The sequence below is a fragment of the Actinokineospora inagensis DSM 44258 genome (assembly GCF_000482865.1).
Classification (GTDB): Bacteria; Actinomycetota; Actinomycetes; order Mycobacteriales; family Pseudonocardiaceae; genus Actinokineospora; species Actinokineospora inagensis.
In genome coordinates this window covers 121,349-144,290 of sequence record NZ_AXWW01000013.1, presented here as the reverse complement: position 1 = coordinate 144,290, position 22,942 = coordinate 121,349, and the positions used below count along the sequence as shown (strand labels likewise).

Genomic DNA, 22,942 nt, shown 5'->3' with positions numbered 1-22,942 from the left:
GCTCAGGAGACGCCTGCCGCGTCGAGGATCTGGTCATATGCGAGCTCGCTCACCCAGCGGTACAGGGCGTCCACCTCCGGGTAGGCCCGCTCCTGGCGGCCCGGCAGGTCGACCTCCACCCGCGCGTCCGGCTCCGCGCTGACGATCCCCACGCCGTACGCGCGGGAGCGGGGCAGGCAGTTCGCCAGGTAGTCGTGCGTCAACACGGCCGACGTCGGCAACACCATCGCCGCGTCGCCGTAGCGCAGGAACGGGACCGCGTTCGCCAAACCGGTGCGCCAGTGCCTGGCCACCGCGATCGCCCCCACGATCCGCACCGCGGGCTCCGGCACCCGACCGTGCAGCTCCGGCCAGGCCCAGGTGGACACACTCGCCCGGTCGGTCACCGGCTCCTGGCCCAGGCAGATCCGCTCGGCGTGCACATCGGCCTTCAGGTCCACCACCAGGCACACCCGGCGACCGTGCAGGGTCATCTCCGGCAACACCGTGCCCGACCACCCCAGCGCACCGGCCGCGGCCACCGCCAGCTCGTGCACCCCGGCGGGAAGCTCGACCGGCGGGGTGAGCTGCGCGGGCAGTGCCTTGAGGCTCTCGGTTACCGCTGTGCGCCCAGGAATGCCGGTCACGAACTTCCGCCCTTCGCTACCACCGCGCGCCGGCCGCTCCTTCTCCGCGTGCCGATCCCCGCCGTGTTCGATTTGGTACTTCAATTGAGTACCAGCAAGGCAGGGATGTTTAAGACCCCAAAACCGCTCCGCTGCGACCGGCGGCGCCGAGCGGTCGGTAACCGGTCGACGACCGACATCCCGACTTCACCCCGACTGTGCGGCCGTCCGGGTGACCCCCACCCCCCACGGCACGCCGCGCACCCTCACCCACAGTCCCCAACGCACCACGGGCACCACCAGTTCCCGAGCCGCTCACCTGATCAATTTCCCCGTCTTCCTGCCCCCCGCGAACAACCCACCAACTACCCCCGAACCTCGTCGTGGGAAATGGGCCATTCGCCACCCCGGGAATCAGCCGACCCACCACCGTCAGGCGGTACCGCTCGTCGCCACGACCGGGTGGGACGGCCGCCCCCGCCGCGCGGCGCGGCCGGTGGCCCCGGCGTCGACCGGGGCCACGGCGACCGGCTCGGCAGTTGACGGCTCAGCAGTTGACGGTGCCCCGCCGCAACGCGTGCCCGCTGTCGTTGCTGTCGTCCGCCCAGTACACCGGTTTCGACCCCGCCGCACACGCGCCGAGGGCGAACCCCTCGTTGTTCAGATTGGCCATCCCACTAGGACGGTTGTAGACAGCGGTCGTCGCGAAGACGCCCAGCGCGTTCACCTGCAACGTCCGGTGCTGCCCGTCGCACGTGTCGTCGCAGACGACCCACAACCGCGATGCCTGCGGCTCCCACTGCAGCTCCATCACGCCCGCCATCCCGCTGCTGATCGACGCCACCCGCGTGAACGCCCCCGAGTCCTGCAACACGAACCCGTAGACCATCGCCGTGCCCTCGACACCCACGAAGAACACCCCACCGGTGTGCGCCCCGTAGTTCGCCGGGTTGTACGACGCCCCGGACTCGTCGCGGAACCCCGCCGCCGTCAGGCTCGCGTCCGGCACCCAGGTGATCCCCTCCAGCCCCAGGTTCGACCCCACCGCGGGCAACGCCGACGTCAGGTTCCACTCCTTCGCGGCCGTCAACGTCGTCGCCGACCCGCTGACGTCGTACCGCAGCACCGACAACCGACTCGTCCCCGACGAATCCGCGTTCCGCTCACTCGACACGTACACGCCGCCCGAGGCCCCCGCCGCCGTCACGGTGACACCTTCATCGTCCGGCGTCCCCGACCCGCTCGGGAACCGCAACGCCTTCCCCGACCCCCACCCGTTGGCCGTGTCCGGCTTCCACCCCCCACTCCCGTTCGACACCAGCCGCCACAACTTCCCGGAGTTCTGCGCCCCCCACAGCACACTCCCGTCCACCACCAACCCACTCAAATCCGACCCGAACACATTCGCCGCATCCGCCGTCGCCACCGCCCCTCCCCCCGGCCAAGCCGACGCCGCCACACAGTCGTTCTGCCCACCCAACGTCACGGTGTCGACCTGCCGAAACGCCCCCACCCCATCCGCACACCTCGACCACGACGCGTCCGAGTGCGCCGACCACCCGAAGCTGTCCACCAGCGTCACCCCATCCGCCAGGAACAACCGCGCCTCGTCCGCCGCCCCCAACCCGAACGCCCCGTGCACGTCAAACGCCCGGTACGCCCCCGGCGCCAACACCGTCCCCGCCGCGATCTTGTACTTCGACGAGTCCTGGTCATCCCGCAACACCCACCCCGACACATCCACCCCCGAGGTCCCCGCGTTGTACAACTCAACGGAGTCATTCACATCCCCCGTCGTCACCACCTCGTTGATCCGCACACCCCCCGCCCCAACTCCCGCCGCCGCCCCCGCCGCAGGCACCCCCACCGCACCCCCGAGCACCAGCAACACCCCAACCCCACCCGCAACCACACCCCGCCACTCACGCACAGTCCCCACCCCTTCTCTCTCCGACACCATCCCCTCGACCAAACCCCTCCCACGCCAACAACCCAGGGTTCAGCACACAAAGAAGACGAGAAGAAGAGAAGAACCACCCGTGGCGGACCTGCACGCCACCGCACCCAACGCGCCCCCCCCCCCCCCCGCACCGTGGGGGTTTGGGGGGTCGCCCCCCAATACAAAGACGACCGACCCCGTCCGCGCTTTTCGCGGACACAGATCGGCCATCGGTCGTGGGCGAGGAGGGAGTTGAACCCTCACGTCCTTTCGGACACACGGACCTGAACCGTGCGCGTCTGCCATTCCGCCACTCGCCCGAGTGGGGGTGTCCGCTGCGGGACGTGGAGAACAGTAGCACGGTGGAAAACCTGGTTCGCACATACCCGTGTCCTGCATGGCGCGCCCGGATACGATCGGTCCAGGAGCACGTGCGGGAAGGAGGTCCCTTGGGCATCGGCCAGCGGTTGAACCGCAAGTTGGAGAACGTCGTGGGGGACACCTTCGCGCGCGTGTTCGGTGGCAACGTGGTGCCGCAGGAGGTGGCGCAGGCGCTGCAGCGCGAGAGCGAGGACAACGTCCGCGAGTTGGCGGGCGGTCGGTTGTTGGTGCCCAACCACTATGTGGTGCAGTTGGGTCCGGCCGACCACCAGAACTTCGCGGGTGATGAGGACCGCATGAGGGCGCTGTTGGCGGACTGCGTGGCCGAGCATCTCACTGAGCACGGGTGGGACACCTATGGCGAGGTCGTAGTCTCCTTGGAGCGCTCCGACGCGCTGCACACCGGACAGTTCCGAACCCGCTCGTCCGTCGACCCCGACGTGAAGGTGTCACCTTCCGGCGGTGGTGCAGGCCACCAGGCAGGCAGACGGCAGGCACAACCCCGCAACGCAGGAGACCGATCCATGAGCCAGCCTCCCGGCTACGGCCAGGCGCCTGATGGCGACCCGTACGGACAGCAGCAGTACGGGTACGGCCAGGGCCAGTACGGCAATGATCCCAACTACGGTCACGGCTACGGCCAGCCACAGCAGCAGCAGGGCGGCGGTGGCTACGACCAGGGTTACGGCCAGCACCAGCGACAGCAGCACCAGGGCGACGGTGGCTACGACCAGGGTTACGGCCAGCAGCAGGGTGGCTATGACCAGGGTTACGGCGGCCAGCAGCAGGGCTACGGCCAGCAGCAGGGTGGTTACGACCAGGGTTACGGCCAGCAGCAGGGCTACGGCCAGCAGGGCTACGACCAGGGTTATGGCCAGCAGCAGGGTGGCTATGACCAGGGTTACGGCCAGCAGCAGGGCTACGGCCAGCAGGGCTACGACCAGGGCTATGGCCAGCAGCAGGGTGGCTATGACCAGGGTTACGGCCAGCAGGGTTACGGCCAGCAGCAGGGTGGTTACGACCAGGGTTACGGCGGCCAGCAGCAGGGTGGTTACGGCCAGCAGGACCCGTACGGACAGCAGGGCGGGTACGCGCCGCCCGCGGTGCAGACCGGGCCGCGGCAGTTGTCGGCGAGCCTGCAGTTGGACGACGGGTCGAACCGGAACTACTCGCTCAAGCAGGGCGGGAACGTGGTCGGCCGGGGTCAGGACGCGGACTTCCGGCTGCCGGACACCGGCGTGTCGCGCCGCCACCTGGAGATCACCTGGGACGGGCAGAGCGCGACGTTGGCCGACCTGGGGTCGACCAACGGGACGACGGTCAACGGCACACCGGTGCAGACGTGGCAGTTGGCCGACGGCGACGTGGTGCGGATCGGCCACTCGTCGTTGGTGTTCCGCACGCAGGGCTGAGCGGTTCCGTCCTGCCGGGTCCCCCCGGGTCGGGGAAGCTCGATGGGGCGCGGTGCGCGGCGGTGGCCACGCAACGGACGAGGTCGGCCAGACGTCCTGAGGGCTGTCCGGGAGACTCCCGGGCAGTCCTCATGTCGAGTTGGGGACACTTGTGGCATGTCCATGCCACCGAGAAGCGGGAGCGGTCACAGCGGTGCCTGAGTTGGTGATGCAGCTGACCAGAGCGGGTTTCCTGGCCCTGCTCTGGCTGTTCGTGCTGGCCGCGCTGCGGGTGGTCCGCTCGGACCTGTACGCCGCTTCCGGGTTGCGGGTGGCGATGCCGGGGTTCCGCCGGTCGGCGGCGGGGAAGGTGCGCGGGAAGGTGCCGCGGCAACTGGTGGTGACGCACGGCGCGCTGGCCGGGACGCGGATCACGTTGGACGGGCGGCCGATCCTGATGGGTCGGGCGGACGACTCGACGCTGGTGCTCGACGACGACTACGCCTCGACCCGGCACGCCCGGTTGTCGTTGCGCGGGACGGACTGGTACGTGGAAGACCTGGGCTCGACGAACGGGACCTACCTGGACCGGGCTAAGGTCACCCAACCCCTCCGGGTGCCTCTTGGCGTCCCGATCCGTATCGGCAAGACGGTGATCGAGCTGCGCTCATGACCCTTGTTCTTCGTTACGCGGCCCGCAGTGACCGGGGCCTGGTGCGTTCCAACAACCAGGACTCCGTGTACGCGGGTCCGCGCCTGCTGTCGCTGGCCGACGGGATGGGCGGGCACGTCGCCGGTGAGGTCGCCAGCAAGGTGGTGATCGCGGCGCTCGCCCCGCTCGACGACGACGAGCCGGGTGAGGACCTGCTCGGGCAGTTGCGCGAGGCGACGCTGGCGGGCAACGGCGCGATCGCCGAGCTGGTGGCCGGGGACCCGGACCTGGACGGGATGGGCACCACCCTGTCCGCGATCCTGTTCGCCGGGAACCGGATCGGGTTGGTGCACGTCGGCGACTCGCGGGTGTACCTGCTGCGCAACGGCCAGTTCTCGCAGATCACGCACGACGACACGTTCGTCCAGTCGCTGATCGACGAGGGCCGGATCACCGAGGAGGAGGCGGCGACGCACCCGCAGCGGTCGTTGCTGCTCAAGGCGTTGACCGGGCACGAGGTGGAGCCGAGCCTGACGGTGCGCGAGGCGCGCTCGGGTGACCGGTACCTGTTGTGCTCGGACGGCCTGTCGGGTCCGGTGAGCCACGAGACGCTGTCGGAGGCGATCCGGATCCCGGATCCGCAGGAGTGCGCCGACCGGATGATCGAGCTGGCGTTGCGCGGCGGTGGTCCGGACAACGTGACGGTGATCATCGCGGACGTGGTGGACATCGACTACGGCGACAACCACCCGATCGTCGGTGGCGCGGCGGGCAACGGCCAGGACGAGACGCCGCCGCCGGACTCGCCCGCGGCCAGGGCGAGCGCGATGACCACGCCGCGGCCGGAGCCGCGCAAGGTGGAGCAGCCCCCGCCGCCGGACCCCAGGGTGAAGCGGCGCAAGCGGGTCCGGTTGATCGTCGGCCTGGCGCTGCTGCTGGTGCTGCTCGGCGCGGGCGCGGTGGCGGCCAGGATCTGGGTGAACAACCAGTACTTCGTCGGTGAGGGCGACGCGGGCGAGATCGCGATCTTCCAGGGGGTCCGCGGCAGCGTGCTCGGCCTGTCGCTCAACAGCCAGTTGCAGGGTTCCTGCGACCCGAACGCGGCCACCTGCGACAAGTTCTACGTCGACGACCTGGAGCAGGTCGGCAAGGACGAGGTGCGGTCGGGCACGAACACGTTCGGCAACGTGGTGGACGCGCGCGAGTTCGTCCGCGAGCTGCGCAGCAAGTTCGGCCTGCCCGACTGCGCCGACCTGGCCGCCCGGCAGACCACGACGACCCCGGCACCGACCCCCGGTCAGCAACCGGGCATCCCGGTGCAGCCGACCACCACCGTCACCACCCAGGCCCCGGTGCCGACGACCGAGGTGGTCACGACGGCCGAAACGACCGCGACCGCGTCGTCGGGGCGGCCCGAGCCCGGGGTGAACTGCCGCAACCCGCGCGGCGATGGCAAGGGCGGCGGCTGATGGGATCTCCGGTCCAGGGCGCGGTTGGTCCGGTGGCCGGGCAGAGCGCGGGCGTCGACAAGGCGGCGCCCACCCGCCGCGGTACCGAGCTGCTGCTGCTCGGGTTCGCGGCCTTCGTGGTGACCATCGCGCTGATGCTCGTCGAGGCCAACCAGGAGCAGCAGTTGTCGCTGCGCATCGTCTGGTACGGCCTGGCGTTCCTCGGCCTGTTCGGCGTCGCGCACGTGGCGGTGCGCCGGTTCGCCCCCTACGCGGACCCGCTGATCCTGCCGTGCGTCGCGCTGCTCAACGGCCTGGGCCTGGTGATGATCTACCGGATCGACCTGGCCATGACGGAGAAGGCGATCCGGCTGGGCCGGGAGATCAACAACGACGTGCCCAAGCAGATCCTGTGGACCACGGTCGCGCTGGCGCTGTTCCTCGGCGTGCTGATCGTGATCAAGGACCACCGGATGCTGACCCGGTACAGCTACACCTTCGGCCTGGTCGGGCTGGTGCTGCTGGCGCTGCCCGCGTTCCTGCCCAGCGTGATCGCGCCGACCATCAACGGCGCGAAGATCTGGCTGAAGCTGGGCCCGTTCTCGGTGCAGCCGGGCGAGTTCTCCAAGGTCCTGCTGCTGGTGTTCTTCGCGGGCTTCCTGGTGTCCAAACGCGACCTGTTCATGGCGGCGGGCCGCCGGGTGCTCGGTGTCGACCTGCCGCGCGCCCGCGACCTGGGGCCGGTCGTGTTCGCCTGGGCCGTGTCGCTGGGCGTGCTGGTGTTCCAGAAGGACCTCGGCACCTCGCTGCTGTTCTACGGCACGATCCTGGTGATGCTGTACGTGGCGACCGAGCGCGCCGTGTGGGTCGCGGTCGGGCTGCTGCTGTTCGTCGGCGGCGCCATCGTCGCGTACAACCTGTTCACCCACGTGCAGCAGCGGGTCGCGAACTGGGTCGACCCGCTGGCCACCTACGCCGACGCGGGCGGCGGCTACCAGATCGCGCAGGCCCTGTTCGGCCTCGGCACCGGCGGTGTCGGCGGCACCGGCCTCGGCGCGGGCCGCCCGGACCTGGTGCCGCTGGCCAACACCGACTTCATCACCGCGGCCATCGGCGAGGAGCTCGGCTTCATCGGCATGGCCGCCCTGCTGCTGGTCTACACCGTGCTCGCGCTGCGCGGCATGCGCAGCGCGCTGGCCGTCCGCGACACCTTCGGCAAGCTGCTCGGCGGCGGCCTGTCGTTCCTGCTGGTGATGCAGGTGTTCGTGGTCGTCGGCGGTGTCACCAAGCTGATCCCGATGACCGGCATCACCGCGCCGTTCCTGTCCTACGGGGGTTCCTCGCTGCTGGCCAACTACGTGCTGGTCGCCGTGCTGCTGCGGATCTCCGACGCCGCGCGCCGACCGCAGACGGGCTCGCGGCCGCGGCCGGTCCCGCAGGCGCCGATCGCCGAGGCGCACACCGTCATGGTGGAGCGGCCGACATGAACACCCCGCTGCGCCGGGTCGGGCTCGCCATGATCGGCATGATCATCCTGCTGCTGGCCAACGCGACCTACATCCAGATCATCAAGGCCGACGCCTACCGGGAGGACCCGCGCAACCAGCGGGTCCTGCTCGAGGAGTACGCCCGCCAGCGCGGCAAGATCCTCGCCCAGGACGGCAACGGCCAGGTCCAGGTGCTGGCCACCGTGCAGCCGACCAACGACCGGCTGCGCTACCTGCGCCAGTACACCAACGGCCCGATGTACGCGCCGGTCACCGGGTTCTACTCGGTGCGCTACGGCGCGGGCGGCCTGGAGCGGGCCGAGGACGAGATCCTCAACGGCTCCGACGACCGGCTGTTCGTCCGCCGCCTGTCCGACCTGATCACCGGCCGGGACCCGCGCGGCGGCAACATCGAGCTGACCATCAACCCGGCCGCGCAGGCCGCCGCCTACAACGCGATGACCCAGGCCGGTTTCGCCGGGTCGGTGGTGGCGCTGAACCCGAAGACCGGGGAGATCCTGGCCATGGTCAGCACCCCGTCCTACGACCCGAACCCGCTCTCCGCGCACGACGGCGCCGCCCAGGAGGCGGCCTGGAAGCAGTACAACAACGACAAGGCCAAGCCGATGCTGAACCGGGCGATCTCGGAGACCTACGCGCCCGGCTCGACGTTCAAGCTGATCGTGGCCTCGGCGGCGCTCGAGGACGGCAAGACCAAGGACGACAAGCTGACCTCGACCGACAAGCTGCAGGTCGGCGGCTCCGAGCTGCGCAACTACAACCGCGGCTTCTGCAACGGCACCCCGGACGGGGTGACGATGGAGGTCGCGCTTTCGTTGTCCTGCAACACGTCCTTCGCGCAACTGGCCGCCGACGAGGGCACCGACAAGATCACCGCGCAGGCCGCCAAGTACGGCGTCGGCGACGACGGCCTGTCCATCCCGATGTCGGTGCAGCAGTCCTGCCTCGGCGCGGCGGCCAACTGCATGTCCATCGCCGACAAGGCCGCGCTGATGCAGACCGGCATCGGGCAGCGCGACGTGCGGTTCACCCCGCTGCAGAACGCCGAGATCGTGGCGACCATCGCCAACGGCGGCGAGCGGATGCGACCGCAACTGGTCAAGTCGATCCTGGCGCCGGACCTGTCGGAGATCTCCCGGCTGAGCACCGACAGCATGGGCCGGGCCATCTCCAGGGACTCGGCCACCCAACTGCGCGACATGATGATCGCCTCGGAGGGCAAGACCGGCGGCGACGGCAAGCGGCCCGGCCTCAACATCGCGTCCAAGACCGGCACCGCCGAGACCGGCAACGACCCGAAGAACACGCCGCCGTTCGCCTGGTACGTGGCGTTCGCGCCCGCCGACGACCCGAAGATCGCCGTCGCCGTGGTGGTGGAGAGCCAGGACGTGGCCGCCACCGGCAGCAAGCTGTCCGCCGGGATCGGCCGGGCCACCATGGCCGCCGTCGTGGGCGGGGGCTGAGCCGTGCTCACCTCGGGTCAACTGCTCGCCGACCGCTACCGGCTCGCCCGCCGGTTGGCGGTCGGTGGCATGGGCGAGGTGTGGGAGGCCGCCGACACCAGGCTGGACCGGCCGGTCGCGGTGAAGGTGCTCAAGCCGGAACTGTGCGGGGACGCGGAGTTCCTGCACCGCTTCCGCACCGAGGCGCGCACCACCGCGTCGATCAACCACCCCGGCATCGCCTCGGTGCACGACTACGGCGAGACCGCGGCCATCGTGGACGGCCCCGAGGACACCGCCTACCTGGTGATGGAACTGGTCGAGGGCGAGCCGCTGGCGGCGATCCTGGCCAAGGAGGGCCGGATCGGCGCCGACCGCACCCTCGACATCCTGGAGCAGGCCGGGCACGCGCTGCAGGCCGCGCACGAACGCGGCTACGTGCACCGCGACGTCAAGCCGGGCAACATCCTGATCACCCCGGCGGGTGTGGTGAAGCTGACCGACTTCGGCATCGCCAAGGCCGCCGACGCCGCCCCGGTCACCCGGTCCGGCATGGTGATGGGCACCGCGCACTACATCGCCCCGGAGCAGGCGCTCGGGCACGAGGCCGAACCGGCCAGCGATGTGTACTCGCTCGCCGTGGTCGGCTACGAGTGCCTCAGCGGGCGCAGGCCGTTCCTGTCGGAGAACGCGGTGACGGTCGCGATGATGCACATCCGCGACATCCCGCCGCCGCTGCCGCCGGACGTGCCGCCGGGCGCGCGCGCAGTGGTCGAGGCGACCCTGGTGAAGGACCCGCGACAGCGCTACGGCAGCGGCGGCGAGTTCGCGGCCGCGGTCGCCGCCATCCGCGCCGGGCTGCCCCTGCCGACCCCGTCCGGACTGGCGATGGCGGCCGCGCACCGCGGTGGTCCCGCCACCGGCACCCACCCGGGGCTGCCCGTGGTCCCCCCACACCCCGGTGCTCCTGGTGCCCCCGGCTACCCGCTGCCGCAACACCCGCAGCGGCACGGCAGGACCGGCTTATGGGTGGCCATCGGCATCCTCGCCGTCGCCCTGGTCCTGGCCCTGGCGTTCGGACTGCCCGCGATCTTCGGCAAGGGCGGCGGCCCGGACAACGAGGTCCCCGGCACGCCGCGCACGACGAGCGCCGTGTCCCCGGGCGAGACCGTGGAACCCGGCGGGCCCCCCGCGGGCCAGCCGACCACGCGCACCAAACCGGAGGACACCGACGACGGCAAGGTCGCGGTGATGCCCACCCGGTACGCGAAAAGACCGGCGGGCGAGGTGGCCGACGAACTCGCCCGACTCGGCGTGTCGCCCAGGGTCCTCACCGAGACCGGGGTCGTCCCGGAGGACCCTGGCACCTGCCTGGTCTACGAGATCTCGCCGATGGGACGGGTCCCGCTGGGCACGCCGGTCACCATCAGGTGCAAGCAAACCGGGCCGACCGGATGAACCGCGACCGGCCACCACAGGTCGCACGAGCAGGCAAGATGAGACAGGACATGACTAGGAGCGGGGCAACGCACCGATGACCACACCGCGACTGCTCTCCAACCGCTACGAGATCGGCGAGACGATCGGCTACGGCGGCATGTCCGAGGTCCACCGCGGCCGCGACGTCCGGCTCGGACGCGAGGTCGCGGTGAAGGTGCTGCGTCAGGACCTGGCCCGCGACCCGCAGTTCCAGGAGCGGTTCCGCCGCGAGGCGCAGAACGCCGCCGCGCTCAACCACCCGGCGATCGTGGCCGTGTACGACACCGGCGAGACCCGCATCGAGTCCGGCCCGCTGCCCTACATCGTCATGGAGTACGTGGACGGGCGGACGCTGCGCGACATCGTGAAGTCCGAGGGTCCGCTGCCCGGCCAGCGCGCCATGGAGATCATGGCCGACGTGTGCGCTGCGCTGGACTTCAGCCACCGGCACGGCATCGTGCACCGCGACGTCAAGCCCGCGAACGTGATGATCACCCGGTCCGGCGCGGTGAAGGTGATGGACTTCGGCATCGCCCGCGCGGTGGCCGACGGGCAGGTCGCGGTCACCCAGACCGCCGCGGTGATAGGGACCGCCCAGTACCTGTCGCCGGAACAGGCGCGCGGCGAGTCGGTCGACGCCCGCAGCGACGTGTACGCCACCGGCTGCGTGCTGTTCGAACTGCTCACCGGGGAGCCGCCGTTCACCGGTGACTCGCCGGTCGCGGTGGCCTACCAGCACGTGCGGGAGGACCCGCGGCCGCCGTCGGCGCTGAACCCGCGGGTGAGCCCGCAGTTGGACGCGATCGTGCTCAAGGCGATGTCCAAGGGCGCGGCGAACCGGTACCAGTCGGCGGCGGAGATGCGCACCGACATCGTGCGGGTGCTCTCCGGGCAGCGCCCCGCGGCACCGATGGTGATGACCGACGAGGACCGCACCGCCGTACTCGGGCAGGGACGCCCGGCCGAGGCCCGCGGCCGCCACCGGCCCGAGGCCGTCGCGGACGACTACGACAGCTACAACGCGTACGACGCCGAGGACGAACGCAGGCGCAAGCGGCGCAAGACGTGGCTGATCGTGCTGGTGGCGCTGATCGTCGCCGCGCTGATCGCGTTGCTGTTCATCCTGATGAGCCAGGAACGCACGCCCACCACGTCGGACACGTTCTCGCTGCCGGACGTGCGCCACCAGGTGGAGGCGCAGGCGAACTCGACGCTGGCGGGCCAGGGCCTGCAGGTGGTGCGGGAAGCGGTGGCCTGCGGCGACACCGGCGACGGGCAGCCCGCGGCGTGCACCGCCGACGACATCGGCAAGGTCGTCGACTCGAACCCGGCGGCGGGCAGCACGGTCCGCAAGGGCGACCGGATCACCCTCAAGATCGGCACCGCGCCGGGCAAGGTCGCCGTCCCGGACCTCACCGGCAAGACACCGGACGAGGCCAAGCAGATCCTGCAGCAGGCCAAGCTGCAGGTGGCCAGCACGACCGACGAGTCTGCGGTGAAGGACGGCGAGGACAACCTGATCGGCAAGGTCGTGGACTCGACGCCCCCCGCGGGCCAGCAGGTCAACCCGGGCACCCAGGTGAAACTGGTGATCGGCAAGGGCCCGGACACGGTCGACATCACCAGCTTCATCGGCCAGGACTACGCCACGGCCGCGCAGAACCTCACCGCCGCCGGGTTCACCCCGCAGCGCAAGGACGTGTCCTCGGACCAGCCCGCGGGCCAGGTGGTCGACCAGGCGCCGAAGTCCGGCAAGGCGCGCAAGGGCACCACGGTGACGCTGAGCGTCTCCAAGGGCGACAAGGTCAACATCGACATGCCCGACCTGCGCGGCAAGTCCCTCGCCGAGGCGAGCCAACTGCTGCGCGGCATGGGCTGGACCGGCCAGTTCAACACGACCGACGACCCCACCAGTGACCCGGACGAGTTCGGCAAGATCACCGACCAGCAGCAGCAGCCCGGCGACAAGATCAACAAAACCGACACCATCGGCGTGGCGGTCGGCAAGGGCCACGGCAACTTCCCGACCATCACCATCCCGACCAGGTAGCCCGAGCACACAGCCAGGTCCCCATCCCGATCGCGGGTGGGGGCCTGCTCGTTCGTCTGGGCTCTGACGGCCCGCGTCGCCTACAGCTAGGCCAGGGCCTTGGTCAGCTCGCGCATACCGCGCTCCAGATCGGCGATCCGCGCCTCCGGCACCACGTGCCCGGCGGTCGCCAACCAGTTCGCCAACATCCGGTGCCCGCCGTCGGTCAGCACCGACTCGGGGTGGAACTGGACACCCTGCACCGGCAGTTCCCGGTGCCGCATCGCCATCACGATCCCGCTCTCGGTGCGGCCGACCACCTCGAACTGGTCCTCGGGGATCGTCTCCGGCACCACGGACAAGGAGTGGTACCGGGTCGCCGTGAACGGGTCCGGCAGCCCGGCGAGCACCCCGGCCCCACTGTGGTGCACCAGGCTCGTCTTCCCGTGCAACAACTCCGGCGCCTGCGCCACAGTGGCCCCCCACGCCACCCCGATCGCCTGGTGCCCGAGACACACCCCGAGCACCGGCAGCGCCCGCTCAGCGCACCGCCGAACAACCTCAACGCTGTACCCGGCCCGCTCCGGCGTGCTCGGCCCCGGACTCACCAACACGGCGTCGAACCCGTCCAACGCGTCCGCCGCCACCAACCGCTCAGCGTCGTTGCGCCACACCTCGCACTCAGCGCCCAACTGAGCCAGGTACTGCACGAGGTTGTAGACAAAGCTGTCGTAATTGTCGACGACGAGGACCCGCATGGCGGTCAACTTACCCCGCCCGCCCCCGCACCGGCCCCCGAGTTCTTACCACCCGTCACCGGAAAAGCCGACCGGCTGATTCCACCCGGACCATGACCACAGCCCGGCTCCGCTCGAACCCCACTCAAGGAGCCGCTTCGGCGGTCACCAACCGCGCGGCTTGTCCGCGGGTTGGTCCTCGACCCGGAGCCGGTCTGGCCCGAAAGATCAAGGTTCACTCGGTCCAGTCCACCCGGTCCAGCGGTTGACGATCATCCGACCCGTGGTCCAGACAGGGCCCCACCCACCCGGGGGCCGGGGGCCCATTCCTGACCGTAGCGCGACCGGCGATGTGTCAAGGGGGTGCGACCGCGGTCTGTGGACAACCCGTCTCGATGTGGACAACTCGGCCGGCCGCTCCGCGTGGACCGGTGGGCCGAACTCGAAGACCCGCCGATCACCGCCCGGCCGCGGAGCTCACTGGGTGGTGGTGACCTGGTTGAACGGCAGCTTCGGCTCCACCCACGGGAAGATCACGAACATCAGCAGCGCCACCACCGCGAGCACCAGCACGACAGCGGTGGTCGCCCGGACCGCGACCGGGCCAGGCAGGTGCCGCCACAGCCACCCGTACATCAGTTGGTCTCCTTCAGCTCGGGGGGCGTCTCGCCGGGCTTGGTCGGGTCCTTGGCCCACTGCTTGACCATGACGGCGTGCACGATGAGCCGCTGGCGGTCGGAGAAGCGGGGGTGGCAGGTGGTCAGCGTCATCAGGGTGGCCCGCTCGCCGACGCTGGGGGCGTCGTCGGGGTGGCCGGGGATGGGAGCGATCACCGAGCCCTGGCTGGGGTTGACGATCTCCTGGCCGACCAGGCCGGTGTACGGGCCGCCGAGCGGGGCGACGCCCTGGCAGCGCGGGTCGGTGCCCTTGCCGGTGGCCCAGCCGCTGACCTCGTCCTTCTTGGGCAGCACCCGGTAGACGAACCAACTGAACCGGGTTTCCACCACGATCGCGTCGCAGGAGTCCAGCAGGTCGACGTCGTTGAACGGGGCGCCCTTGCCGACCCGGTGGCCCGCGACGGCGAAGTTGCCGGGTTCGCCGGGGTACGCGGTGCCCTTGTAGTGGCCGGGGCCGATCTCCAGGGACCGCTCGGTGGTGCCCTCGATGATGGTGAACGCGTAGTCCGCGCCGAAGGCCGGGATGTGCATCTTGGCGAAGCCGGTGCCCTCGTCCAGGCCGTCGAACCGCTCGACCCGCTGCTGCTCGGGGGCGGCGGGCGCCTGGTCCTCCTTCTTCCACTGGTTGTCCAGCGCCTGGGTGGCGTCGCGCTGCTTGCCCGCGGACACCCAGTCGGTCACGTAGACCTCGTAGACGACGAACAGCAGGACGACCAGGCCCGCCGTGATCAGCACCTCGCCGATCCCGCGCACCACCGCGCGGATCCGGTCACCGCGGCCGGGCGGCGGGGGCGGTTGGCCCCCGGGCTCGTCGAGCGCGGTGGGCGGCGGACCCCCGGTGTCCAGCGTTGTCACGCGAGGCTCCTCTCAGCCTGCGATCCGGCATCGTTGGCGACTGGTGATTCGCCGACCTGCTCAGCTACGTTAACGTGTTGCACGGCGGGAGTCGCGCCCAACACGAGCGCGCCCGCACCCGACCGCACCACGTCAGGCGAGGACAGCATGCCGAAGTCCAAGGTCCGCAAGAAGGCCGTGTACACCGCGCCGGCCGACCGCCGCACGCCTGTGAAGGTGAAGCAGGCCGGGCCGTCCCACCCGATCTACATCACCGTGATGCTCGGCATCATGGTGCTTGGCCTCGCCTGGTTGGTCGTGAACTACATCGCCGGTCAGAAGATCCCATTCATGGCGAGCCTCGACAACTGGAACTTCGCCATCGGGTTTTCCCTGATGATCGCGGGTCTGCTGATGACCATGCGGTGGCGTTGACCCGGTCGAGGTCACCACACGGGGTGTCGACCGCTGCTCCGTTCGGCGGACGGTCACTGAACCACACGGATGTAAGTAGTCCCCATTGTGGATAACTACTGTGGATGAATGCCCGTGACACCCGAGGACACCGCGCGGCAGTGGGCGCCAGAGCCCAAGGTCGTGGCCGTCGGCTGGCTGCTGGCGGCCGCGTCCGCCCTGGTCGCGGCCGTGATGCGGGACGCGGGGGGCACACTGCTGCTGATCATCGCCGCAGTGCTGCTCGCCGCGCTCGCGCTGCACGGCACGCTGGCCCGACCCCGGCTGGCCGCCGATTCCACCGGACTCACCGTTCGGGGGATGTTCGGCAGCAGGCAGTGGAGTTGGGGTGAGGTGAACGTCCGGCTGACCGAGACCCGCAGGCTCGGCCGCACGTCCAGCGCCGTGGAACTCGACGCGGACAACGCGGCCGAACCCGCGCTCGTCCTGCTGGGCAGGCTCGACCTCGGCGCCGACCCCCAGGACGTGGTCGCCGAGCTGCTCCGGCTGCGGACCTAACGGCTCACTGGCGACTCACTGGATGCCGAGCTGCTCGCGCAACTGGACCGTGCGGATCACGAAGATCCCGGCCAGCGCGACCGCCACCAGCACGACGGTGGTCACCTGCCAGGCACGGCGCTGCGTCGGCGGCGCGTAGACCATCCCGAAGGTCACCGCCACGCCCACCAGCAGGCCACCCACGTGCGCCACCAGGGAGATCCCCGGCACCGCCACGCTGATGGCCAGGTTGACCGCCAGCAGCCCGACCACGTTCATCAGGGCGTGCTTGTCCAGCTTGAGCCGGATGACCGCGACCAGCAGGCCGCCGAACACGCCGTAGATCGCGCCGGACGCGCCGACCGTCGGCGTGTCCACCGCCCCGAAGGCGTACGCCGCCGCGCTGCCGCCCAGCAACGACAGCCCGTAGAGCGCCGCGAACCGCAACCTGCCCAGCAGCAGCTCCATGTCACGCAGGAACCACAGCGACAGCATGTTCGACGCGATGTGCAGCAGCCCGTAGTGCAGGAAACCGCCGGTCACCACCCGCCACCAGTCGCCGTCGGCGATCGACGGCGAGTAGGTGGCCAGGTCGGCGAACAGGTCCGAGTCCTGGTTGTCCACCGGGTTGTGGGCCAGCAGCGCGGTGATCGCGTACAACACCACGTTGACCGCGATCAGCGCCGGGACGAGCGACGGCTTCGCGCGCAGCGGCGCCCCGGCGACCGTCGTCGGCCGCGCCACCGGGCCAGCCCCGACGCAGTCGACGCACTGGAACCCCACCGAGGCCTCGACCAGGCATTCCGGGCACGCGGGGCGCCCGCAGCGGGTGCAACTGAGCCCGGTCGGCCGGTCGGGATGGCGGACGCAGGCGGGCAACCCCGCCTGCGTCCCCGGGTCGGGCTGGTACGGCGGTGTGGTCACCTAGCGCTCGATGGAGACCTTGGTGATCACGACATCGGTGACAGGCTTGTCGCCCGGGTTGGTCGCGGTCGAGCCGATCGCGTCCACCACGGTGCGCGACGCCTGGTCGGCGACCTCACCGAAGATCGTGTGCTTGAAGTTCAGCCAGGTGGTCGGCGCCACCGTGATGAAGAACTGGGAGCCATTGGTGTTCGGGCCCGCGTTCGCCATCGCCAGCAGGTACGGCTTGTTGAACTGCAGTTCCGGGTGGAACTCGTCGGCGAACTGGTAACCGGGGCCGCCGCGGCCGGTGCCGGTCGGGTCGCCGCCCTGCAGCATGAACCCGTCGATCACCCGGTGGAAGATCGAGCCGTCGTAGAACGGCCCCTGTTCCGCACCCTGGGCGTTCGACTCGGAGTAGTCCTTGGTGCCCTCCGCCAGGCCGACGAAGTTCGCGACCGTCTTCGGCGCGTGGTCGGGGAACAGGGTGATCCGGATGTCGCCCTGCGAGGTGTGCAGGGTCGCGGTCACCGTCGACCCGACTGGGGAGTCTTTGCTTTCAGCCACCGCCCCATCGTGCCATCTTCGGCGAGATCCGTCCGGAAGGGGCAGGATTGATGGGGTCGGGAAGGTCCCCGGAACAGAAGATGGACGAGGTGAAGCCATGACCCGGGCCGGAGAGACGGTGGGCAAGGCCGTCGGCACCGGCTGGCGCGCGGCACGCCACGCTGCGGTGCGCGCCTCGGCGGCCGGGGCGGAAGCAGCCCACGTCGCCGAGCAGAAGCTCGCCGCCAAGGGCGTCGCCCCCCAGCAGGTCGCGGAGGCGCTGGCCGAGTCGGCGCAGGTGGCCAGGGACGAGGTCCTGCAGACCACCCGCCGCACCCGCAAGCGGCTGGCCAAGACGGCCAAGCAGGCCCGCAAGGACCTGGGCAAGGCCGCCAAGCAGGCCCGCAAGGAGGCCGCCAGGTCCGGCGCGGTGCGGCAGGCGAACAAGGCGGCCGGGCCGGTGCGCGGCCAGGTGCGGCAGTTGAAGAAGAACCTGAAGCCGCAGGTCAAGCAGTACCGCAAGGAGCTGGAGACGCAGTTGCGGGCGGCGAAGTCGGCGGCTCGGGATGCCGCCAAGGACCCGTCGACCAAGCGTCGCCGCTGGCCGTGGCTGCTGGCGCTGCTCGGCGTCAGCGCGGGCGCGGTCGCCGTGCTGCGCGGCCGGTCGACGCCGACCCCACCCCCTCCGGCACCGGCACCGAAACCGCCGGTCGCGGAGGCGAACGGGACCGGGGCCGAGCGCAACGGGCAGGCCCAGCCGAGCAAGCCGATCAGCTCGGAGAAGAACTAGCGGTTCGCGTCGGTGGCGGCCACCCTGTCCGGGGTGGCCGCCATCGGCGTGTCTAGAGCCCCAGGTTGGTGATGACCGTCTCGGTGAGCCTGCGGGCCTTGATGGTCTGCTCCTGGTTGGTGGTCACCACCACGGCCGAACCGGCCTTCGAGACGGCGTAGACCGCGCCCTTGTCCGTCGACATCGAGCCGCCGGTCCAGCCCGCCGGGGACGACGCCGGGTTCGACGACGTGATCGGCGCGGCCTGGTCCACGATCAGCTTCGCCACCGCGGGCTCACCGGAGTAGACCCGCACGGTCAACTGCACGCTGCCGTCCGGCCGGTAGAAGAAGCACGCGGGCTCGGGCTTGTCGGCCGACGTCCGCACCTTCGTCACGTGCTGACCGTTGGCGTCGGCCACCACCGCGCTCTCCAGGTACGGGCACGGGCCGTCGGCGGCGGGCTCGGGCGCGGGCGGCACGTTCGGCGCGGCCGCCGTCGACCTGGTGGCGGTCGGCGGGGCGGGGGCCGCGGCGGTGGTCTGCGACGCGGGTGGGCTGCTGGTGCAGGCCGCGACGGCGAGCAGGGGCGCGGCGATGATCACGGCTCGTCTCATAGCGGGGCAAGTCAACCAGATCACGCAAAGTGTGGTCCCGGCCACTCATTGAACCGGATCAGGCCCTCGGGGACTACTGAGTGTGTGGCTTCGGCCACGGATGGATGACACCCCTGTTGTTCCGAATGAAAGAGAGCCAGGCATGGACCTGTTCGACAGAACAAAGGCCCACGTACTAGCCCTGTTCCGGATCGTCATCGGCTTCCTGTTCGCCCTGCACGGCGCCGCCACCCTGTTCAACGTCCTCGGCGGTCCCAAGGGCGGCGGCGTACCCGCGTTCGGCGAGTGGCCCGGCTGGTGGGCCGCCGCCATCCAGTTGGTCGGCGGCGCCCTGGTGCTGCTCGGCCTCGGCACCCGCTGGGCAGCGCTGGTCTGTTCCGGTTCCATGGCTTACGCGTACTTCTCCGTACACCAGTCCATCGCCCTGCTGCCCATCCAGAACGGCGGCGAGCCCGCGGCGGTGTACTGCTGGGCGTTCCTGCTGATCGCGTTCGTCGGCCCCGGCACGTGGGCGGTTGACGAGATCTTCAGCCGCGCCCGGTCCACCGAGCGCGAACCCGCGGGCGTCACGGGCTGAGCGACCCCCTCCGCGCATCCTCCGGACCGGACACCGGGGCTGACGCGCACCTCCGGCGTGGCGGGGTTGGCTGTGACCCCGCCACGCCACACTTCCCGCCCCCTCGAGATGCCCGCCGCCGCTCCCCCGGGTAGGACTTGTGGTGCCCCACCCCACACCTCGAGGAGCGCAACACATGACCGACCGCAAGGCCACCACCGTCTGGACCGGCGACATCGCCCGCGGCAAGGGCCAGGTCACCCTCGACACCTCCGGCGCCGCCGAGTTCACGGTGTCCTTCCCGTCCCGCGCCCAAGAGGCCAACGGCCAAACCAGCCCAGAAGAACTCATCGCCGCCGCGCACTCCGCCTGCTACTCGATGCAACTCTCCGGCCTGCTCGGCAAGAACGGCACCCCACCCGAGTCCATCGAGACCAACGCCGTCGTCACCTTCGGCCCTCAAGGCGAGGGTTTCGCCATCCTCGGCATCGCCCTCACCACCCGAGCCACCGTCCCCGGCCTCGACGCCGACACCTTCACCACCCTCGCCACCACCGCCAAACAAATCTGCCCCGTCTCAGCCGCCCTCACCGGCACCACCATCACCCTGGACGCGGCGCTGAACTAGCCCGACACCCAATTCCGCACAAAGCCCAGGTCGACCGAAGCATCCGGCTGACCTGGGCTTTCGCGCCCGTATTCAGTTGGTGGAGACGAGGGGAATCGAACCCCTAACCCCTGCCTTGCAAAGGTGCCCACGGATACCGCGCGTTACCTGGGCGCCCATTTCTGACGACGCTACGTCATAAACTCAGGGTCTCCAGCCGCTGTTCCCCGTGGTTCCCCACCCATCCGGGCACGTTGGGGGCATGACCGGGGCACACGAAGCCACCGCATATGCTCCCCCGGCACCGACTCGACCCAGTCGGTCAGCCTGCTCATTGCGCCACCTACGCACAACCACTCCGGCAAGCGGACGGTGACTGACCAGGCACTCAAGGTAGCTCTCTCGGGTCGACAATTTGCGCCCTTTGTGGACGCATATCCAGAGAGGGTGGTGAGTGGCCGCGTGAAGACCACGGCAGCCATCACACCCACCGTCATGTGGGACCGGATCGCCCTGCTGACCGATTCCGTCCGCCAGCACATCGTTGAGCACGGCCTGTGGGTAAGCAGCGTCAGCCTGTTCACCACGCGTGCCCCGTCCGGTCGGGTGGAGGTCCACGTCTCCGGCACGCTGGGTGAGTCGTGCACCCGCATGCTGGACTGGGCTCGACTCCATCCTCGGCCCGTCGCTCTACCTCCAGGTGGGTACGCAGCCGGGCGAGTCCGAGGTCAGCATCTTCAGACGTCTCCCCGACGACACCGCCGTGACCGCACCGCTCAGCGAAGAGGACGTCGCCGGACTCAGCGGCAACCAGTTGGGTGACTGGGTACATCGCTGGCTCCAAGACCACACGTTCTAGAAGCGCTGCACAGCTTCCGCTAGAAGTCTCATCGACGTCGCCATGGCGGCGCCAAGCCCGTCGATCTTCTCTGGCTTGTTCGCGAATCCGATGAACGGCACATGTGCTGCTTGCGCAGCCTGTTGGTCCGTGGCCGAGTCGCCAACAAACACAGCCGCATCTCGCGCCCGACCGGCCAGCGCCTGGTCAACCAAGTATGGGTTCGGCTTTAGGCGGTCGACTCGGGCATCTTCACGAGCTGAGACACCGGCGACCAAACTCCGGAGCCCGTGGAGATCTATGTAAGCGTCGATCGCCGTGCGGCTGTTGTTGCTGACGATGAACAACGGTCGGTTGCTCCCACACCAAGCGCTCATCAACTCGTGCGCGCCTGGTGTGGGAGCAGCGCCGGTTATGGCCTCGGCCTCGTGGGCGGCGAAAGCTGCTTCCGCATAGCGAGCCTCGTCGGGGCCGAGGGTGGCGGCGTAGTGGAGCACGTCAAAGGGATCAAGAGACGCTTTGACCTGGGCGGGAACGACATGACCACCTTCGACGAGGATGTCACGAAGTTGGTCGGCGACCACAGGGGCCGGGGAGCCCGCGAAGACGGAGCAGACTGGACCGTCGAAATCGAGGAGAAGCGTGTCGGCTGCTGCCAGCAGTCGGTGGAGGGTGGTGGGGTCGTCAACCGAGGTCATGGGGTGAACTCGGCGCTGACGGTGTTCCACATGCTGTCGAACCAGGTGCGGGCCTGCTCGACGTACTGGCTGCCGGTGCTGGTGTCGTCCTCGGTGGTGGAGTGGTGGAAGAGGATGGCGTCCTTGCCCATCAGGTCGTAGATCGGCGTGGGGGTCTCGCCGAAGGTCAGGACGTGTTCGCGGACGGGGTAGAAGCCGAAGAAGGTCTCTTCGTTGTTGATGATGTAAAGCTTGAACAGCGGCGCGGCGTGGTGGACGCGGACCGTGGCGCGGGCTTCCTTGATCAGGCCGAGTGAGCCCAGCTCGTTGACGGTGTCGACGATGGCACCAACGTGGCGGTGCATGATCGCGGTGGCGCGGGCTCGGAACTCCGGGCTGTCGGTGAGGTCGTCTGCCCGGCACGGAATGGCTAGTGGGGCCGTGGTGTCCGGGATGAGGATGCGCACGTGGATTGACTCAGGCCGCAGGCGTCCGGCACGGATCTTGTCCAGCGGCTCCTGCATGGCGCCGTGCAAGGTCTCTCCCCGGGGACACAATCAAGCCTTCTTCACGCAGCTCACGTAGGGCGTTCTGCACGGTCATGGGGGCGACGTTGTACGCCTTGGCCAGCTCAGCGCGGGATGGGAGCTTGTCCCCAGCGGCGAACTTCTTGGTCAGGATCGCCGCGCGCAGAGCGTTCGCCACCTGCACATACGGCGGACGCGGATCGTCCGGATCGAGTGCCATGACCGCCCCTCGGTCGTTCCGTGCGTGCACGGACAAGTGCGCTCACGCATGCAAATCTGTAGGTCTACCCGCAGACCTGTCTAGCCGACCTAGAGAGCTCGCTCGGGTAGGTCGCCTTCTTGGACAGCTCGAACTACGGCATGATGGCCGGGCGGGCTTCACGTGAGGTGGTGGCCGCTGGAACAGGGCTTACACCGAACAAGCCGCCGCGCTGTTCGCAGCAGCCAGTGTCGGGAAGACCTCGCACATCGGCCCGTCGACATCGAGCAGGAGGACCTCCGCCGCAGCCAACACCGCCGCCGACCTGCCTCTACCGCTCTCGCTCACATCGTGGAGACGAGGGGAATCGAACCCCTAACCCCTGCCTTGCAAAGGCAGTGCTCTGCCAATTGAGCTACGTCCCCATTTCGGCACGGCCCAAAACCGTTGGCCATGCCTACTGCACAAAGCCCTTTTCAGGCCTTCTTCGCCCCATTGTTCGCGGGCGCAGTCGCCTCGCGCCACAACGCGGCCTCGGCCTTGGCCGAGTTCTTCCGCTTGATGACCAGCAGAACGCCACCCGCAACCGCGGCAAGCGCAAGAAGCTTCTTCACGACCAATGCCTCCTTCA

Annotated in this window: 23 protein-coding genes, 2 tRNA genes and 1 pseudogene; 13 read left to right on the top strand and 13 right to left on the bottom strand. The window is 69.7% G+C overall.

Going from position 1 to position 22,942, the window contains the following annotated elements; translation table 11 throughout:
- Positions 1 to 2: 2 nt before the first annotated feature.
- From H504_RS0104625 to H504_RS0104615, 3 genes are all read right to left on the bottom strand, one after another.
- Entirely contained in the window at positions 3 to 626 is a 624-nt protein-coding gene (locus H504_RS0104625) for a hypothetical protein (protein WP_051385481.1), read from the bottom strand.
- Positions 627 to 1,152: 526 nt separating this feature from the next.
- The gene (locus H504_RS0104620) at positions 1,153 to 2,424 is read right to left on the bottom strand and encodes a lamin tail domain-containing protein (RefSeq protein ID WP_211239255.1); all 1,272 of its coding nucleotides are present in this window, start codon (positions 2,422 to 2,424) and stop codon (positions 1,153 to 1,155) included.
- A gap of 357 nt (positions 2,425 to 2,781) precedes the next feature.
- Positions 2,782 to 2,864 (bottom strand) — tRNA-Leu (locus tag H504_RS0104615).
- Between the two features lie 129 nt (positions 2,865 to 2,993).
- Between H504_RS0104615 and H504_RS0104610 the strand changes: the two genes are divergently transcribed.
- The 7 genes from H504_RS0104610 to pknB all read left to right on the top strand — a co-directional run bounded on the left by H504_RS0104610 (position 2,994) and on the right by pknB (position 12,895).
- Entirely contained in the window at positions 2,994 to 4,337 is a 1,344-nt protein-coding gene (locus tag H504_RS0104610; RefSeq protein WP_026421826.1) for an FHA domain-containing protein, read from the top strand.
- A gap of 193 nt (positions 4,338 to 4,530) precedes the next feature.
- Positions 4,531 to 4,989 carry an FHA domain-containing protein FhaB/FipA gene (locus tag H504_RS0104605; RefSeq protein WP_026421825.1) on the top strand — a complete coding sequence of 153 codons (459 nt, stop codon included), beginning with the start codon at positions 4,531 to 4,533 and terminating at the stop codon, positions 4,987 to 4,989.
- Positions 4,986 to 6,437 carry a PP2C family protein-serine/threonine phosphatase gene (locus H504_RS0104600; RefSeq protein ID WP_026421824.1) on the top strand — a complete coding sequence of 484 codons (1,452 nt, stop codon included), beginning with the start codon at positions 4,986 to 4,988 and terminating at the stop codon, positions 6,435 to 6,437. The genes H504_RS0104605 and H504_RS0104600 overlap by 4 nt, the downstream gene beginning before the upstream one ends.
- Positions 6,437 to 7,903: an FtsW/RodA/SpoVE family cell cycle protein gene (locus tag H504_RS0104595; protein ID WP_026421823.1), complete on the top strand. Its 1,467-nt coding sequence runs from the start codon at positions 6,437 to 6,439 to the stop codon at positions 7,901 to 7,903. Before H504_RS0104600 ends, H504_RS0104595 begins: the two co-directional genes overlap by 1 nt.
- Positions 7,900 to 9,387, top strand: coding sequence for a peptidoglycan D,D-transpeptidase FtsI family protein (locus H504_RS0104590; RefSeq protein WP_026421822.1), 1,488 nt, complete (start codon positions 7,900 to 7,902; stop codon positions 9,385 to 9,387). Before H504_RS0104595 ends, H504_RS0104590 begins: the two co-directional genes overlap by 4 nt.
- A gap of 3 nt (positions 9,388 to 9,390) precedes the next feature.
- Positions 9,391 to 10,824 (top strand): serine/threonine-protein kinase, encoded by a 1,434-nt coding sequence (locus tag H504_RS0104585; RefSeq protein WP_026421821.1) that lies wholly within the window; start codon positions 9,391 to 9,393, stop codon positions 10,822 to 10,824.
- A 76-nt stretch (positions 10,825 to 10,900) separates the two neighbouring features.
- Positions 10,901 to 12,895 (top strand): Stk1 family PASTA domain-containing Ser/Thr kinase, encoded by a 1,995-nt coding sequence (pknB, locus tag H504_RS0104580; protein WP_026421820.1) that lies wholly within the window; start codon positions 10,901 to 10,903, stop codon positions 12,893 to 12,895.
- An 86-nt stretch (positions 12,896 to 12,981) separates the two neighbouring features.
- Here pknB and H504_RS0104575 read toward each other — a convergent pair whose 3' ends face one another.
- The 3 genes from H504_RS0104575 to H504_RS0104565 form a co-directional block, all read right to left on the bottom strand.
- Entirely contained in the window at positions 12,982 to 13,632 is a 651-nt protein-coding gene (locus tag H504_RS0104575) for an aminodeoxychorismate/anthranilate synthase component II (protein WP_026421819.1), read from the bottom strand.
- A 456-nt stretch (positions 13,633 to 14,088) separates the two neighbouring features.
- The gene (locus tag H504_RS41810) at positions 14,089 to 14,247 is read right to left on the bottom strand and encodes a hypothetical protein (RefSeq protein ID WP_169735320.1); all 159 of its coding nucleotides are present in this window, start codon (positions 14,245 to 14,247) and stop codon (positions 14,089 to 14,091) included.
- Positions 14,247 to 15,134: a class E sortase gene (locus H504_RS0104565; protein WP_425394037.1), complete on the bottom strand. Its 888-nt coding sequence runs from the start codon at positions 15,132 to 15,134 to the stop codon at positions 14,247 to 14,249. Before H504_RS0104565 ends, H504_RS41810 begins: the two co-directional genes overlap by 1 nt.
- A 156-nt stretch (positions 15,135 to 15,290) precedes the next feature.
- Here H504_RS0104565 and crgA point away from each other — a divergent pair, with 156 nt between their 5' ends.
- Together crgA and H504_RS0104555 are read left to right on the top strand one after the other, a co-directional pair.
- Positions 15,291 to 15,557 (top strand): cell division protein CrgA, encoded by a 267-nt coding sequence (crgA, locus tag H504_RS0104560; protein ID WP_026421817.1) that lies wholly within the window; start codon positions 15,291 to 15,293, stop codon positions 15,555 to 15,557.
- 108 nt (positions 15,558 to 15,665) lie between these two features.
- Positions 15,666 to 16,094, top strand: a complete 429-nt coding sequence (locus tag H504_RS0104555) for a PH domain-containing protein (RefSeq protein ID WP_035303281.1) — start codon at positions 15,666 to 15,668, stop codon at positions 16,092 to 16,094.
- Between the two features lie 15 nt (positions 16,095 to 16,109).
- Here the strand turns inward: H504_RS0104555 and H504_RS0104550 are convergent, their stop codons facing one another.
- The gene (locus H504_RS0104550; protein ID WP_026421815.1) at positions 16,110 to 16,997 is read right to left on the bottom strand and encodes a rhomboid family intramembrane serine protease; all 888 of its coding nucleotides are present in this window, start codon (positions 16,995 to 16,997) and stop codon (positions 16,110 to 16,112) included.
- Positions 16,998 to 17,543: a peptidylprolyl isomerase gene (locus H504_RS0104545; protein ID WP_245614071.1), complete on the bottom strand. Its 546-nt coding sequence runs from the start codon at positions 17,541 to 17,543 to the stop codon at positions 16,998 to 17,000.
- A 97-nt stretch (positions 17,544 to 17,640) separates the two neighbouring features.
- Between H504_RS0104545 and H504_RS33245 the strand changes: the two genes are divergently transcribed.
- Entirely contained in the window at positions 17,641 to 18,312 is a 672-nt protein-coding gene (locus tag H504_RS33245) for a hypothetical protein (RefSeq protein ID WP_035303280.1), read from the top strand.
- A gap of 52 nt (positions 18,313 to 18,364) precedes the next feature.
- Here the strand turns inward: H504_RS33245 and H504_RS0104535 are convergent, their stop codons facing one another.
- Positions 18,365 to 18,907 carry a DUF2020 domain-containing protein gene (locus tag H504_RS0104535; protein ID WP_026421813.1) on the bottom strand — a complete coding sequence of 181 codons (543 nt, stop codon included), beginning with the start codon at positions 18,905 to 18,907 and terminating at the stop codon, positions 18,365 to 18,367.
- A gap of 142 nt (positions 18,908 to 19,049) precedes the next feature.
- Here H504_RS0104535 and H504_RS0104530 point away from each other — a divergent pair, with 142 nt between their 5' ends.
- The 3 genes from H504_RS0104530 (at position 19,050) to H504_RS0104520 (ending at position 20,929) form a co-directional block, all read left to right on the top strand.
- Positions 19,050 to 19,484 carry a DoxX family protein gene (locus H504_RS0104530; protein ID WP_026421812.1) on the top strand — a complete coding sequence of 145 codons (435 nt, stop codon included), beginning with the start codon at positions 19,050 to 19,052 and terminating at the stop codon, positions 19,482 to 19,484.
- A 175-nt stretch (positions 19,485 to 19,659) separates the two neighbouring features.
- Positions 19,660 to 20,091 carry an OsmC family peroxiredoxin gene (locus tag H504_RS0104525; RefSeq protein WP_026421811.1) on the top strand — a complete coding sequence of 144 codons (432 nt, stop codon included), beginning with the start codon at positions 19,660 to 19,662 and terminating at the stop codon, positions 20,089 to 20,091.
- Between the two features lie 679 nt (positions 20,092 to 20,770).
- Positions 20,771 to 20,929, top strand: coding sequence for a hypothetical protein (locus H504_RS0104520; RefSeq protein ID WP_157440198.1), 159 nt, complete (start codon positions 20,771 to 20,773; stop codon positions 20,927 to 20,929).
- Here the strand turns inward: H504_RS0104520 and H504_RS0104515 are convergent.
- The 4 genes and pseudogenes from H504_RS0104515 to H504_RS40800 all read right to left on the bottom strand — a co-directional run bounded on the left by H504_RS0104515 (position 20,926) and on the right by H504_RS40800 (position 22,925).
- Positions 20,926 to 21,606 (bottom strand): HAD family hydrolase, encoded by a 681-nt coding sequence (locus tag H504_RS0104515; protein WP_026421809.1) that lies wholly within the window; start codon positions 21,604 to 21,606, stop codon positions 20,926 to 20,928. The genes H504_RS0104520 and H504_RS0104515 overlap by 4 nt on opposite strands.
- Positions 21,603 to 22,332: pseudogene (locus H504_RS33240) on the bottom strand (GntR family transcriptional regulator). Before H504_RS33240 ends, H504_RS0104515 begins: the two are co-directional and overlap by 4 nt.
- A 331-nt stretch (positions 22,333 to 22,663) precedes the next feature.
- A tRNA-Ala gene (locus tag H504_RS0104500) sits at positions 22,664 to 22,736 on the bottom strand.
- A gap of 51 nt (positions 22,737 to 22,787) precedes the next feature.
- On the bottom strand, positions 22,788 to 22,925 hold the full coding sequence (locus H504_RS40800; protein ID WP_157440197.1) for a DLW-39 family protein: 138 nt from the start codon (positions 22,923 to 22,925) through the stop codon (positions 22,788 to 22,790).
- Between the last annotated feature and the right edge of the window lie 17 nt (positions 22,926 to 22,942).